Origin of the sequence: Candidatus Latescibacter sp., from assembly GCA_030692375.1 — a bacterium.
GTDB lineage: Bacteria > Latescibacterota > Latescibacteria > Latescibacterales > Latescibacteraceae > JAUYCD01.
Genome location: JAUYCD010000221.1, coordinates 1 through 14,999, shown reverse-complemented (window position 1 = coordinate 14,999; position 14,999 = coordinate 1). Strand labels below are relative to the sequence as shown.

General features: G+C 49.6%; 8 protein-coding genes. 4 read left to right on the top strand and 4 right to left on the bottom strand.

Annotation, left to right across the window (positions count from 1 at the left end; translation table 11 throughout):
- Positions 1–73 precede the first annotated feature (73 nt).
- Together Q8O92_13590 and Q8O92_13585 are read left to right on the top strand one after the other, a co-directional pair.
- Positions 74–5,821, top strand: a complete 5,748-nt coding sequence (locus tag Q8O92_13590; GenBank protein ID MDP2984347.1) for a T9SS type A sorting domain-containing protein — start codon at positions 74–76, stop codon at positions 5,819–5,821.
- Between the two features lie 75 nt (positions 5,822–5,896).
- Positions 5,897–6,550 carry a hypothetical protein gene (locus tag Q8O92_13585; GenBank protein ID MDP2984346.1) on the top strand — a complete coding sequence of 218 codons (654 nt, stop codon included), beginning with the start codon at positions 5,897–5,899 and terminating at the stop codon, positions 6,548–6,550.
- Positions 6,551–6,792: 242 nt separating this feature from the next.
- Here the strand turns inward: Q8O92_13585 and Q8O92_13580 are convergent, their stop codons facing one another.
- Positions 6,793–9,147, bottom strand: coding sequence for a S8 family serine peptidase (locus Q8O92_13580; GenBank protein MDP2984345.1), 2,355 nt, complete (start codon positions 9,145–9,147; stop codon positions 6,793–6,795).
- Between the two features lie 611 nt (positions 9,148–9,758).
- Here Q8O92_13580 and nth point away from each other — a divergent pair.
- Positions 9,759–10,391 carry an endonuclease III gene (nth, locus tag Q8O92_13575; GenBank protein ID MDP2984344.1) on the top strand — a complete coding sequence of 211 codons (633 nt, stop codon included), beginning with the start codon at positions 9,759–9,761 and terminating at the stop codon, positions 10,389–10,391.
- 270 nt (positions 10,392–10,661) lie between these two features.
- Here the strand turns inward: nth and Q8O92_13570 are convergent, their stop codons facing one another.
- From Q8O92_13570 to Q8O92_13560, 3 genes are read right to left on the bottom strand one after another with little or no spacing between them, the layout of a single operon-like run.
- Positions 10,662–11,369 carry a class I SAM-dependent methyltransferase gene (locus Q8O92_13570; GenBank protein MDP2984343.1) on the bottom strand — a complete coding sequence of 236 codons (708 nt, stop codon included), beginning with the start codon at positions 11,367–11,369 and terminating at the stop codon, positions 10,662–10,664.
- Complete coding sequence (locus Q8O92_13565) at positions 11,366–12,073, bottom strand: class I SAM-dependent methyltransferase (protein ID MDP2984342.1); 708 nt, start codon at positions 12,071–12,073, stop codon at positions 11,366–11,368. Before Q8O92_13565 ends, Q8O92_13570 begins: the two co-directional genes overlap by 4 nt.
- 1 nt (position 12,074) lies before the next feature.
- Positions 12,075–12,758 (bottom strand): glycosyltransferase family 2 protein, encoded by a 684-nt coding sequence (locus Q8O92_13560; GenBank protein MDP2984341.1) that lies wholly within the window; start codon positions 12,756–12,758, stop codon positions 12,075–12,077.
- A gap of 282 nt (positions 12,759–13,040) precedes the next feature.
- Between Q8O92_13560 and Q8O92_13555 the strand changes: the two genes are divergently transcribed.
- Positions 13,041–14,645: a glycosyltransferase family 39 protein gene (locus Q8O92_13555; protein ID MDP2984340.1), complete on the top strand. Its 1,605-nt coding sequence runs from the start codon at positions 13,041–13,043 to the stop codon at positions 14,643–14,645.
- The last annotated feature ends 354 nt before the right edge of the window (positions 14,646–14,999 follow it).

Sequence of the window (14,999 nt, the reverse complement as noted above, 5' to 3'; positions counted from 1 at the left end):
TATCTCCTTAAATGGCAGCAAAGGTGCTGCGACTCCAGCTGTATTAGTCGCAACGGGAATCAATAACGCCAGATTGTACAATTCCACGTTCAAGTCCGGTGCAACTGCGTTAACTGCGGTTCAGTTTGCAGGAGCTGTGAGCGGCTGGCAGATTGAAAACTGCACTTTTACCATCGATTCACCCGGCAACATAGGTATCGCTTTTGTTGGCGCCGCAGTTGTCGCCAGCATGGACATTCTCGGCAACACATTCAACGGCGTCAACGGCGCTGGCGGCATTCCGAGCGCCCTTATGATTTTTTCGTCGGATAAGGTTACATCTCTGACTGGTCTGAATGTCACCGGGAACGTGGTAAGCAAGGCGACATTGCAGATTCATAGTGATGGCGCGACCCCGAGTAATGAAGTCATCAATAACATCAGAATCGAGGTCAACCAATTCACCGAGTCCAACGCCATCCTGATCCAAAGTACTAATGGTTCGGATGTGGCTGCAAACAGTGCAGGTACTAAGGTTGCTGGTGTTTTAGCCGCGGCCGGAGACATCTTGATCAAGGGCAATCACTTCGGTTCGACTGCAACGAACGGGAACAACCAGTATGCAGTCAAGTTTAACAAGTGGCTTACTGCAGATGTGAACGAAGCAAACATTCACATCAACTACAACAATATCCAGTACCCGATGACCACCGGAACCGATTCGAATGGAAACGGCGGCCATCTAACTGTCGGAGCGACGAGCTCCCTCACCGGGATCGACGCCAAGTTCAACTGGTGGGGAACTCTTACGGGGTATAATACTTCGTATCAGGACGGCGGCAATGGAGTATGCAACCCTGCATACGACGGAACCCAATTTATCTCCTCGTATGTTACTCCCCAGGTTGATGAAACCAACCGCGGCATCGAGTTATACGACTGGGACGGCAACGGGAAACTCGACCGTGCAGTCGTGTTCTTCGACTACTACGTGGATCCGGCGACGGTTGCGAACTACGGCGGATGGACGGTTGCGCTTTACACGTTTAATTCCGCCCGTCTCCCGAAGCTTGGGCTTGACAACTCCGGAGGCGGTTCATCTGACGGTCCTTTTGCGTTGACCCTGTTCCTTACTGAAGGCTCCACCATGGATACAGGTGTTACACCGCAGACGACCTATGCCAAACAGAACGGCTATGTTGCAGGTATTTCCGGCAACATCAACGCCAAGCTCAATGATGTTCTGGCTGCTACCGCCACAGAACGTGACAAGGCCAAGCCGGTAATTAAGACTGCGGTGACCGGCGATGCCAATAAGAACGGAAAGATTGACAAAATTACTGTAACGTTCAGCGAAGCGGTAACCCTCAACATTCCTACCGGCCCACCGGCCGGCACTATTATCGATGCCAACTGGGACAACAATGTCGGAAATCCTGTCGGGTATGTCAAGTCCGCGGATCTTTCGATCGCGGCGGGAGATGTTCTGACCCTGCTCTTCAGTGAGGTAGGGTATGACACCAGTGCCAAGCCCAATTTCACCATCACTCAGGATGGCTCCGACGACTTCAAAGACAATGCGGGCAATTTACTCACTACTGTGACCTTCACTGGAACCACAGACGGAGCTCCGCCCGTTGCATATGCAGTCGCCACAGAGGACTTCTCGACCAGCGACCGCGACGTCGGTATTCCCGACGGTTATATCGACGGCTTTTTCATCACCTACTCCGAGAATGTGAGCATTGCTTATGCAGACTCGGCGGCGGCACGGAATGCCTTCGCAACCCCGGCAATAACGGCGGGTGTTGTTGAGAACACAATGAACCTTAAAACAGCCCTGATAACTGGCGGCGGAACGACTGTTTTATCCATCGCGGGCATGTCCAATAAGGATGCGTCTACCGCTTACGGTTCACATCCCTGGGATACTGACAAGAAGCCGAATCTTACCTACACAAGCCAGGGCGGTATCAAAGATGCTGCCGGCAACGCCTGGGTAACTTTCTGGCAGCCAGTTTTGATGACTTCGGTAACAGTATTCACTGAAACGTCAGACGGAGCAGATCCTGTTATCGTCAAGGCGGTCGGTCAGGTTAACTCCACAAACATCTACCTGACGTTTTCCGAATTTGTAAAGGGAACAGGTGTAGGGAATACTATTGCTGCTACAGACCTGGCATACGTCAATATATACAACACGGGAGCGAATGCTGCTGCGATCGCCGGTTTGGTGGATAATAGCGCGTCGACCGATAATGAGGCCAGACTTACAACCGACGCAACGTTACTCGTCTATGATGTAGAGAGTGATTCGCTCAAGGTTGCGGTGCTCGGTAACATAAAGGACATGAGTACTGCTGGCAACAATCTCCAGATCATAAATGTTACCATCAACGACGTCATCCCTCCCATGCTTATATCTTCCGAGACCAAGGATGTGGATAATGACGGCTGGGTCGACCATATCAAGCTTACGTTCAGCGAAACGGTTGACGACGTTGCCCTCACCGGTTATAACGGAGGCGCCAAGATATCCCTTGACACCGCTCTGCCAAACTGGGCGGTCGCCGGATATACGGTTATCGGTCTGAACTTCGTGGGCACCGCGGCCGAGCAGACGACTGCTACGACCGACGCTGTAGCACGGGGCATTGCTTTCGCCGCAGATGAACTGGTGAAAGTAATAAACGTTGGCGACACCGCCTCGGATAACACACTCTGGCTCATGGTTAAGGAATTGTCTGGTCCTGATCAGACCGCAGGCGATACCCAGGCGATTCCTGCGATCACGATTACAGGCGACACTGCGGCAAACGTTGCGGACTATAAGCCGAACAGACTTATAACTGTAACGAGAACGACAACCGATACCGCCGGACCCGCAATAATGTCCGCCAAGATGACGGGGACCACAAGCATGCAGGTCACCATCAGCGAAACAGTTAATACTTCCAATATATTGACTGGCGGAACTATTACGGGTAATGAACTGATAGGTACTGATTTCACTATCATGTTCGGCGAAAGTCTTGTCAATCTTGGTGTTCCGTCAATCATAAAGGACATTAACCAGACTGCAGGAGTTGTTGATTTAATCTGGCAGAATACTTTAGTGCCCGTTGGTGAATCCGGCTATATTGGTTTCAGACTCGCCGGATTGGTTAAAGACGTGGCTACTGTCAATGTCCTAAACACTCAGACGGCTACGACGGCCAATAATGTCGGCCTTAAGCCAATAACGGCGTATATTGTCACAAACGCCAAGACGCTGGCTCTGAGCAATCCGAACGGCGGCGAAGCGTTTAAGACCGGTTCCACGGTCATTGTGCAGTGGGCAGCCGCCAATACGGTTGCCGCCGACTCGGTTGATGTGTATACATCTGCTGACGGCGGGTCTACCTGGACATTGGCAGCCGGTTCCCGTACATTGGCTTCTGCCGGGGCTTTCAGTTGGACTGCAGTTGCAGGTTCCAATTTGAAGGTCAAGGCGCAGCTTTCTACCGACGCTGCGGTCAAGGCTGTTTCGGCGGGCGTGTTCAATGTTTCCGCCGACGCTCCTGCGGTCAAGATGCTGGCTCTCAGCAATCCGACTGCGGGTGAGTCTTTTGTCGTCCTCGCAAGTGTCAACTTCGTGTGGACATCGGCCAATACAGTTGCCGCAGACTCAGTGGACGCCTTCATTTCATCTGACGGCGGCGTTACCTGGGGGACTGCTGTAAAGCGCACGGTTGCTTCAGCAGGCAATTTTGCCTGGACTGCGGTTCTCGGAAGCAATCTGAAAGCCAAGATTCAACTGGTTTCCGATGCTGCCGTTTCCAGCATATCTTCCGGCGTGTTCAATGTAACCGCTGGTACACCGCCTCCTCCGCCTGCAATCGCGGTTTCCAAGGCTGTGTTGAATAATGTGCCCTCTACAATGGCGCAGATCAACAATGTTAACGTGACCAAAGTGGCGTTCACCGGTACTGCTACCGCCGGGGATTCCATATCGGTCAAACTGGTTGACATAGCCGGTCTGGAAGCGACCGCTGCGACGGTAGTTGCCAATGCAGTCGGCAACTTCACCGGAACGGTCAATGCTTCGCCTCTGGCCAACGGCCTTATAACTCTGAAGGCAGGCAAGATTTCGGGCGGCGCTGTCGCGACCTGGTATGTCTTCGCCGACTACCTGAAAGACGCTGTCACCATCGGCGCTCCTACAGCGCTGGCGGTTACGGACGTACCGGGAGACAACGGCGGATTTGTGTATGTCAACTTCACCGTTTCCGCTCAGCATCCCGGGATGACCGGCGCTACTGCCTACAACACGGTACAATCGTACCAGTTGTTAAAGAGAGGCACAGTCGCTCCCGATACGCTGTGGACTGCCTGGGCGCAGATCTGGCCTGTTGATCCTGCTCAGCTTCCCACGAACAACAAGCAGCAGACTGTAGTTGCAACCGTTAAGAACGGCACCATGCAGTGGAAACTGGTCGCTACCACACTGGCAGGAAGTTCCGCTGCCACTGGTCCAGCTTCCGGCGGTTCTGCGAAGGTTGCAGAGCTTCTGAACGGTGTGGACAAGGCTGCTGAAGGTGTCTTCTCCGATGTCAGCAACGTGGCTGTGGGCGGCTCGGTGGATGACATCGTTCCGTCTGCTCTCACCGTGTTCTCAGCGGACAATACTCCGGGAAGCGGCATCACGGTTTCCTGGACTCCGAATGCGGATCACGGAATAGTAGCCGGTTACAATTTCAACGGACTCACACTCCCGATCTGGGGTGTGGACAGGTATGAAATTTATCGCGCTGTCAAAGGCACGACAACTTTCACCCTGGTTGGATTCGGCGCACCCGGCTCCACTTCCTACCTGGATGCCACTGCTACTCCGGGAACCACTGTGTACGATTACTACATCAAACTGGTTGACGGCAATCCTGACCATCTGGTCAAGACCACCGACATGCTGGGGATGTCTGCAATCGCTGGCGCTAGTGGGACTGATTTCAACTCCGACGGTACTATTGGTCTTGCTGATCTGGTGCTTCTCGGCCAGGCATGGAACACCAAGAAGTCCGATACAACCACCTGGATTTCGCTGTTCGATCTGAATAAAGACGGCGTTGTCGATCTGGGCGATCTCGTAGTCCTCGGAAGCAACTGGGGCGCGAGCACCAAGAAGATTACTCCGGCTGTTCAGACTGTCAGCAATCCGTTTGAATTGAAGGCTGAGGTTAACGAAAACAGCTCCATGTACTTCGTGAACATCAATGTCAAGGATGCGGCCGCCTATAATGGCGTGGCGTTCACCCTTAACTACGATACCAAGGCTTTCGAATTCGTCAAGGAAAGCGTCAATGGTCTTGTTGGGCTTTCACTTGCCAACGAGAGCAAACCTGGTGTAATTGATGTCGCTTCGTACTTCCAGAATGATAAGTTCAACGGAACCATCACTCTGGGCTTCAAGTCCAAGGGCTTGAACAGCGATATGAATCTGAGAATGGTGAATGCGGAAGTTGCCATCAACAACGTGGTCAGCGCTGTTTCCGGCGCTCCGGCTGTTACGTTGAAGGCTCTGCCGACCGTATACGCCATGAATCAGAACTTCCCGAACCCGTTCAACCCGTCCACCACGATCACTTACTCGATACCCAAGACCAGCCATGTTGAACTTGCTATCTACAATATGGCCGGCCAGAAGATTCGCACTCTGGTCAACACGAGCCAGGCTGCTTCCTTCTATCGGGTGGTCTGGAACGGCAAGAACGATTTCGGCCAGACCGTTGCTTCCGGTATGTTCTTCTACAAACTGGATGCCGGCAATTACAGCAAGGTTGTAAAGATGAACCTTATCAAGTAGTTGCATCGAAGGGGATGGGAGCTCGACAAGAGCTCCCATCCTTTTCTGTCTTTTCAGCAAGCAAAGGAAGATACTATGCGAAAAATCTCGGCAGTATTGGGTACGATGTTACTGACGCTCTTCCTGACAAACACAGCGATGGCCCAGTTCAATCAGAATGCTTACTTTCTGCTTGATTCGGACCTTGCAACCAAAGGGTTTGTAACGACAGACGCGGCAGCCCAAAACATTGGACTCACAACGCAGGTCGGATTCAAAGTCTATTCTCAGGCTTGGGATAACGCCAAGGGCTTGACAGTAAAAATGGAATGGGATGTGGCAAAAGCGGAATTCAGGACAACGACTTCCGGTCCCGATGCGTATAATGATATCATAACTGTTAATGGTGCATCTATCACGCCGCCAACTGAAACAAATATTCTTGGAAGCAGTGGGTTGCTTAAAGTGGAAAACCCGCTAAATACTCCAGGTAATTATGAAGTCTCTTATGCCATGTCCGGGACAGGAGCGGCTGCGAAAACAGCCGTGGGCCTGGTTTACTTTGCCATATTCAGAACGGTCGCTACTTTCAAAACCACTGATCCTTTGACCGTAGCGGTTTCCGTGACTGTCGCCGATGAAACGGCCAAGACACGTTTTCTCGGAACGCGTTACTTCAAAGTGAACCAGAAGATTGATGTGAAGAACTCTTCCTGGGGTGAAGTAAAGAAGCAGTTCAAGGATTTCTGAGTAAAATAGTATGAATAAAAAAAGACCGCTGTTTATCAGCGGTTTTTTTTTGCTACAGTTTTAATCTCAGAATTCCTCGCAGCTTGTTGCGGGGTAGGATCCCCCCTGTCTTTATTAAGGGGGGCAACCGATACCATCGGCGGTAGAATGGTTTTTCTATTTTGTCCCCCTTAGCAAGGGGGATGTCACCTTCGGTGACAGGGGGATTATCGCAGCTTGTTGCGGGTAATTCATTTGGATTGTTACTTCATATATACTACTTTTTTTATCTTCGACTGTCCCGCACAAGAGAAATCAAGAACGTAGAGACCTGAGGAAACAGTCTTCCCCAGCTCATTCTTTCCATCCCAGGAAAATGTAGAGTAACCGGATCGATTCGTTAATACAAACTTGTTTACTCTTTGTCCCAGAATATTATAGATCGATATGTCAACGGAGGATGTTTGGGGAAGAGTCATAGAGAAATTGACTGTCGAATTAAACGGATTGGGGTACCCCTCTGAAACTGAAAAAGCGGAGGGCCGGGAGGTTTCAATTGCAACAGGAACCATATTCAAACCATGGAATGAATCATAAATCCTGAGTTTGCCATATCCCCATATATCGTTCGGAACCGGGCCGGTAAAATTATCTTTGAGCGCATAATTAAGAAGAGCTTTGCCGAGATCATCCGGTGAAATGCCCGGCTTTGCCTGCGCCAGGAGGGCGGCGCAGCCGGCAACATGGGGAAGTGCGGCGCTCGTACCCCCGAAATTCAGGTATCCGCCGGGAGGGTTATTAGTATTATAATGAGAAGTCAAAGAGTAAACGATGTCCCCTGGGGCGGTGATGCTCACAGCCCGTCGCCCGTCCACCGTTTTTCCCCAGGAGCTGAAATCATTGATATCACCCTGAATATTACGGGTTCCGCGGGGATCGTATGCGCCGACTGTAATGCCTTTCAAAGCCGTTCCTGGAGAACAGACAGTTCCGTTGTCGGTCACATAATTGGTAAATTGAGCGCCGTCCACCCATTGCGTGACATTATCGGCAATATATCCATGAATAAAAATGTCTTTCTTGGAATTATTGGTGAAAAGCAGAGAAGGGTTACCGGTAATTTTTACATCGGATGAGATGAGAATATCCATTCTCGATGTGCCGCGTGAACTATATTCATATCCGGATAGAACGGTAATTTTCCCCACTGTATGTTTAACCATATCACCGGTAATATCGATGAAAGAACCATTAAATTTATAGGAAATAACCGGTCTTGGGGTGCTTCCTCTCCAGATAATGCTGATATAAACTTCGGTAATGTTATAATCCGGAACCCGGAAAACAAGAGAATCCTGAGAACCGCCGGGAAGTGTGAAAGCGGAATGTTTTTTTCGTGTCGGGCCGGCAAGATTGCCCGATGCGGTAAACTGGTGGCAGCCGCTCTGGTAGAGGTCGGAAATGAGCGTTTCGACATTGGAAGAACCGTCCAAAGGCTCGAACACCCAGGAACCGTATTCATACATGAATATTTTTGCTCCGATGCCTTTAGCCCAAAGTACACCCTCAACCACATCGACTTCCAAACGATTGATCATGATAAAATCTGCGCCGGGCGCCATGCCGGTAAGCCTTCTGCCGGGAACCTGACCGCCAGCGATACCGCAGGCGCCGGTGCCATGATTCGAAAGATCGCCGGTGGTGGATAAGAGATTCTTGCCCCGGAGATGCTTTCCGTTTTTGTCAAATATTGCGGCGATCTTTGAAGTACCGAGACCGATCAAATTATCTCCCGGATCGAGACGGTTATTATTGTTGGTGTCCTGGATAATGAAAAGTCTTTCTCCAAAGGAAGGAGAAGTTTCTCCAAATCCGGCAGAAGGACCGTAATCTCTGACGCCGTTGTTATTTGCATCATTATACAGCCAGTCGATATCGGCATCGTAAACACCGGTCGTACGTTCCATAATCTGGAGAGGATCGGAGAAAGAGGCGTCGTAAAATCTGAGATTCTCGCCAGGATCGGATAAACCGTTGCCATTGAGGTCGACGCAATCGATTCCGCTTTCAAACGCCCCGGAATGATTTACATCGATCCATTGATAAGAACCTGCATCCGGCTTAAAAAAACCGGGATGAAATATGTCGATCCCGGTATCAATATCAGCTATCGTCACACCGCCGCCGTCAATGATAGTGGTATTCGGAACGGAATACCATACTTTCGAAGCCTGTACCTGAGGGTTGGAAACATTAAGAGTGGATGATGCGGCGGGCCGATAACAGTCTTCGATTTTTTCGATCTCCGGGAATCGCGCAATCGATGAAAGACTGTCCAAATTTATTACGGCCGGATAAATATGGAGAGAATGGAGAATGACTCCGTTGTCACGTTTAAACCGGACGCCGTGATTCTCAAGATCTTCAAGAAGTTTTATTTCCGGAGGCAGAGAAAATTTTATGGTTACGGAGGCTGTCTGTGCAGGGGATTGCGAAATCTTCACTGTTCTCTGTACCGGCGCCTGTCTCATGAAAAAGAGGGAAGGAGAAATGGAAGCATCCGAAAAAGCGAAAGAGGAAGAGGTTAACAAAAATAGTATCGAAAAAACGTGTTTCATACAAGTTCCGATTTATGGGTAATTTTTCCGGTGATTAAATATACGATCGCTTCGTCTTATAGAGATGCCGAAACGGTTGCTAAAAGATGCGCTGCGCTTTCATCGTTCCCGCCAAGCGGCAACAAGTTCGGCATGACCGCGTCACCCTGAACTCGTTTCAGGGTCTAAACGAAAAAAAAGAGCCCTTTTTTAATAAACTTTATTTAACCCTAATTATTCATAAATTTGCTACGACATTTTCTTAACTCTTTTTTAAACAAATACTTATTATTAATTTTGGAAGGCAGCCCCCTAAATCCCCCAAAGGGGGACTTAAATGACTAAAAAACAAAATGTAACAGATATTTTACTAACTATGTTACACTTACGTGTTATTATATTTACCTTGTTAAGTCCCCCTATGGGGGATTTAGGGGGCTGCCTTCTCAAAGTAGGTATAAGTATTTATTTATAAATAAGTTGATAAAATACTTATGTAAGTTTATGAATAATCCGGGTTAGAAAAGTTTTTTAAAATAATCATGAAATATATATGTTTACGGCATACTTAACAATACATAACAGGAATTGTATGACAGGGGGGATTTACCGTGAGATATGATATTGACGACATGATTCACATACTCCGCGAAACGTCCGCACAGTGGAGAAGACCGATTGTAACCGAGATAGCAGAGATAGAGCGAAACCCTTACCGTATTCTCATTTCCACCTTAATCAGTTTAAGAACCAAGGACGAAGTGACGAGAGAAGCATCGAATCGTCTGTTTGCGCTGGCCGAGACACCGGAAGCCATGGCGCAGTTACCGATAGAAGAGATAGAAAAAGCACTGTATCCGGCTGGTTTTTACCATAACAAGGCTCGTACGATTAAGGAGGTCAGCGGTACCCTTGTGAATAAGTATGGCGGAAAGGTACCGGATACCATGGAAGAGCTGTTGACCCTCAAGGGAGTGGGCCGTAAAACGGCAAATCTGGTGCTTACTCTCGGATACGGTATAGAAGGCATTTGTGTGGATACCCATGTCCACCGCATAGTAAACCGCTGGGGGTATGTTCCCACAAAAACACCAAACGAAACTGAATTTGCCCTTCTTGAAAAGCTGCCGAGAAAATATTGGATTGAATTTAACGACCTCCTGGTGTCGTTCGGTCAAAATCTTTGTAAACCTATTTCGCCGCTGTGTTCCCAGTGCCCGATCCATGATTATTGCAGGCGTGTGGGAGTTGGGATTCATCGATAAGACTAAGGAGGATGTATTTAAAATAGGTTCTTCGCCAAAAAAGTGGGTAAAGAAATTTACATATAAGGGTTGCATTGAGGAAATGATCTCAATCCAACCCTGTATTGAAATATGTTGTTAGTTGCTGTCAAGCCCAAGCAAGTCAGCCTTTGGCTGAGGCTTGACAGATTGAGGTTTGTTTAGATTATTTACGTAACAAAACTTTTTTATCCTTAACGATGCAAAGTCCCCCTTCGGGGGATTTAGGGGGCTGCCTCTCAAAGAGTTATCTCATTTTGCACTGCAAAATTTACCAACTATGGAGGTCTTTCGCAAAAGCACAACCATATTCGTACGCAGCCATCGCAGTCCCGGAAGCAGCGATACAAGGTGGTATCCCAAGAGGACAAGAAAAACTGAGCGCCGGGTTCGGTTGATATCCTGCACCGCGTGAAATTCCACCACCTTAAATCCGGGTATGTTTTTCATGGCATGCGCGGTATTGGCCCGGTGATAGGTCTTGAAAATATCATCTTCCAAAGCTCCGAACGCGCGGGTGAACAGGAGACGCCTCAGCCTCTGTGGGAGTGCTTTCCCCAGGAAAATCATGGGCGACCGGATGTTGGTGGTATGGATGAGCAGATGACCATCCGGGGCCAGAACACGGTGAATCTCCCGGAAAACCGGCGCCGGGTTCTCCAGGTGCTCAACCACCGTGTTGAGTGATACCAGGCTGAACGCCCCATTCTTGAACGGAATGTGCTCAAGATCACCTGCCACGAAGAACGCGCCGGGATTTCGGAGAAGCCCGGGATGCCGCCACATGTCCATGCCTACATTGAGACTACAGGGAAACTCCTGCACCGCCAGGTTCGTCCCGCAGCCGGCGTCCAGCCACCGGATTTCCGGGGTTATCAGACGTTTGAGGATACTGTCGTAGAGTTCCCACCGAAAGCGGTAGGATGGATCGATCGCCCGGATAAGATATTCTGTTTTCAAACTTTTCTTCCCACTGCAAGGATGGACAGCCCGAAGGGCGCCGGGAATTTTCTCTCGATCGCCATGAACAGAGGAGTGAGCCGGTTGAATAATCCGAGCTGTCCTTCAGACAGGATTTTTTTTCGGAGAATACGGGAGCTGGTGAACCATCCGAGCGCTCCGAACAGGTTGAATTCGGAAATATGCTCCGGCTCAAGACCGCTTTCGGTAAGTTTTCGTATGATATCCCGCCTGGTATAGCGCCGGAAATGGTCAAGGTTACGGTCGAGGGTTCCAAAGAGCAGACGGTGTGCGGGAAGCTGCAGAATGATCCTTCCGCCCGGAACGAGGAGGGTTGCCATCTCACGGAGCGCGTGAACATCGTCACGGATGTGTTCCAGCACATTGAGAGCGAGGATGGTATCGATGGTTCGATTCCGGAGATGCGCCGCAGAATCATCAAGGTCGTACCGCTCGATTGTTACATTGGTAAGAGAGCCGAATTTTTTCCTGAGAGCGTCCAGGTATTCCTCTTGTACATCGGTCAGAATCAGGCTCGCACGGGTGAAAAAATACCCTGAGAAATTACCGATACCCGCTCCTACCTCCAGAACATGGTTTCCCACCCAGGGCTGAATTTTCTCCATGATCCAGTCGTTGTAGCGCTCGAGGGCGTTCATGCGCCGCAGTGTTTCGGCGCCAGTATCGTGATGTTCCCAGGGCATGTCAGGAGAACAGTCTGAATTTGAGGATGAAATAGAACGCGCTCAAAGCATCTTTCCAGCCAATCTTCTTTCCCTCGCTGTAGCTACGTCCATTGTAGGAAATGGGGACCTCGTAGACCTTTGCTCCGAGCCGGGCGATCTTGGCGGTAATTTCCGGCTCGATGCCGAAACGGTTGGAAGTGAGCCGAATATTCCGGATTATATCTGCGCGGAAAACCTTGTAACAGGTTTCCATGTCGGTGAGGTTGAGATTGGTCATCATGTTGGAAAAAAGGGTAAGAATACGGTTTGCCACAGAGTGCCAGTAATAGAGAACCCGGTGCGGTCCCCCGAGAAACCGTGAACCGTAGACCACATCGGCTTTGCCCGACAGGATTGGTTCAAGCAGGATGCCATAATCGGAAGGATCGTACTCCATATCCGCATCCTGGACGATGATCACATCGCCGGTTACCTGTCCGAAACCGGTGCGGAGAGAGGCGCCCTTGCCCCGGTTTATGGGGTGGTAGAAAACGCGGATATCCGGCTCCTTTTCCAGTTCTTTCAAAATTTCCCGGGTTCCATCGACAGAACAGTCGTCGATGATCAGTATCTCTTTATCGAACGGGGTGGAACGAACGCGGCTGACAATCTCCCGTATCGTTTGCCGTTCATTATAAGCAGGAATGACGATGCTGAGTTTCACAATTCCTCCGTTATCCAGCAGACTTGTATGATATTTATATAATACTCATGCAGGCGGGAAGTTCCAAGTATTTTGTATCTAAAAACTTGACAAACGCCATATGTTCATGTTAGTTTAAAAGCTTGTGAAAAAGTGTTTAGATCCTGAAACGAGTTCAGGATGACACGTGTCATGCCGAACTTGTTGCCACTTCGCGGGAACGATGAAACCGTTTCGGCATCTATTCTGAAAAGAAACGCAGTAAAATATGTCGTCATGTATATCATTATTGGGGTATCCTAGATGGCAAAAAGAATACTTCCTCCCGACCAGGGAAAACGTCCTCGTCCTCAAACTGCTCCGGTTGTGGTTAGCCCGCCGGGAATTGTCAAAGCGGCGGAAAAAATCGAGCCGTGGTTTCCCTGGGCTGCCGCCGCGGTTTTTTTCATCATCATGGCCTGGCTGACTTTCCGCTACCACACAGTCGGCGGACTTGGAGTTGAGACGGATTTCTACGCAGAGCTGTATCCCACTGCGAAACAACTTCTGGCCGGGCATTTCTCACCGTCGAATTACGGGGCTAAGGGACCGGTCTATTCATTCCTCCTGGCCGGTTTCTATCTTGTCGTGCGAGATTTTTTCACCGCCGGCCTTCTTTTAAATCTGGTCAGCGCCTCTCTTTTCCTGCCGGTTCTTTACTTTCTGGTCAGAACTGTTTTCAATAAACTGACCGCAGTTTTCACCCTGTTCGCGGTGATGTCCAACTACATGTTTTTACACTTCACCTACCAGGCGGGTTCGGATATGCCGTTCATGCTTATCTGCGCGCTCTCGCTGTTCTTTCTTTTCCGCGGGCGGGGGAAGCTCGATCTCGTGCTTTCGGCTGTTTTCGGGATGATCGCATTTTTGACCCGGTACAACGGCGCTTTCATCGTTGCGGGCGCCGCGGTCTTTTATATATGGTCGGAAGAGGCGCTCGCCGGACGGCTCAAAAAACTCGGCATCTGGCTGGCGGTATTCGTCGCGGCCGGTCTGCCCTGGTTCATTCCCAATGCCCTGACGACCGGAAATCCTATTCATAACGATAACTATGTCAACGTCATGATGGATTATTATGGCCTGGGGAAAGCCGGTGTCACCTATGAAAACTGGACCGATGCTCTTCCCAAACAATTTACCGGCATCGGAGATATCATCCTCTATAACCCGGTCTATTTTACCAGGCACACCCTTTCGAACATGGCCGGGCATTTTCTGAACGATATGAAAGAGCTGGTGAACTGGAGGCTCGGTGTTTTCGTAATAACCGGAATGATACTTCTCCTTGTCTCCATACGGCCGATCCGGAGTCAGATAAGATACTTCACATTCGGGGTGTTCTATTTTCTCATCCTGGCCATCGTGTTCTATAATGCCCGTTTTTCCCTCTTTCTCCTGGCTATGTACATACCTGCGGCAGTCTGGCCGTTCACAGTCCGGATACGGCCCCGGTTTCTCCGGTGGTTCTCAAGGCTCATGCTGGCGGGGCTGGTTCTGACGACCTTTTCCGGCGCAGTTATCAATGTGCCGAAGCTTTATAAGGAAATCCAGCAGTCCCCAACTTTCCTTAAGGACCTGGGGCTGGCATTGGGAAAGGCCGAGCCGGACAAATCCCAGAAGATCATCGCCCGCAAACCCCATACAGCCTATTATGCCGGGCTGAATCCGGTGATGTTTCCGGAAAAGCCCAGAACCATCGAGGAGCTGGTGAAGTTCTGCCATGAGCAGAAAGTCCGCTATATCCTTTACAGTGTGATCGAGGCGGGCGCCCGCCCGTATCTCCGCGGTCTTATCACTATCGATGACAAGTTCCCCGGGCTTCGGGAGGTGTACCATAATGAGTTTGGGATAATTTATAGAGTTGAGTGAAATTAGTCCAACGCCCAAAATTCTTTCTTTGCGAACTTTGCGAGAGATTATCTTTTTTTCGGTTATGTCGTTATGTCAGAAATATATAGTAATTGAATGCTCCTGTGTCATTAAATATCCCCCCTGCCTTCGGCATCCCCCCTTATTAAGGGGGGAATTTAAGGAGAGGGTTCTGTCAAATCCTGATAAATGTTTTCATAGTTCTATGAACAATTTTCTTTTTTCCCCCCCCTTAATAAGGGGGGTAAGGGGGGATCTTATCATTTCGGATGATCACCTTTGCTGAGTTAACGACTTAAACAATTTCCATAAAAAAGCAGCCTGGCCTGTAAACCGGGCTGCCATTATCATGTT

Excerpts from the sequence above, each read along its gene's own strand:
- Q8O92_13585 (MDP2984346.1), top strand. The coding sequence starts at position 5,897 with ATGCGAAAAATCTCGGCAGTATTGGGTACGATGTTACTGACGCTCTTC.
- Q8O92_13580 (MDP2984345.1), bottom strand. The coding sequence starts at position 9,147 with ATGAAACACGTTTTTTCGATACTATTTTTGTTAACCTCTTCCTCTTTC.
- nth (MDP2984344.1), top strand. The coding sequence starts at position 9,759 with ATGATTCACATACTCCGCGAAACGTCCGCACAGTGGAGAAGACCGATT.
- Q8O92_13565 (MDP2984342.1), bottom strand. The coding sequence starts at position 12,073 with ATGCCCTGGGAACATCACGATACTGGCGCCGAAACACTGCGGCGCATG.
- Q8O92_13555 (MDP2984340.1), top strand. The coding sequence starts at position 13,041 with ATGGCAAAAAGAATACTTCCTCCCGACCAGGGAAAACGTCCTCGTCCT.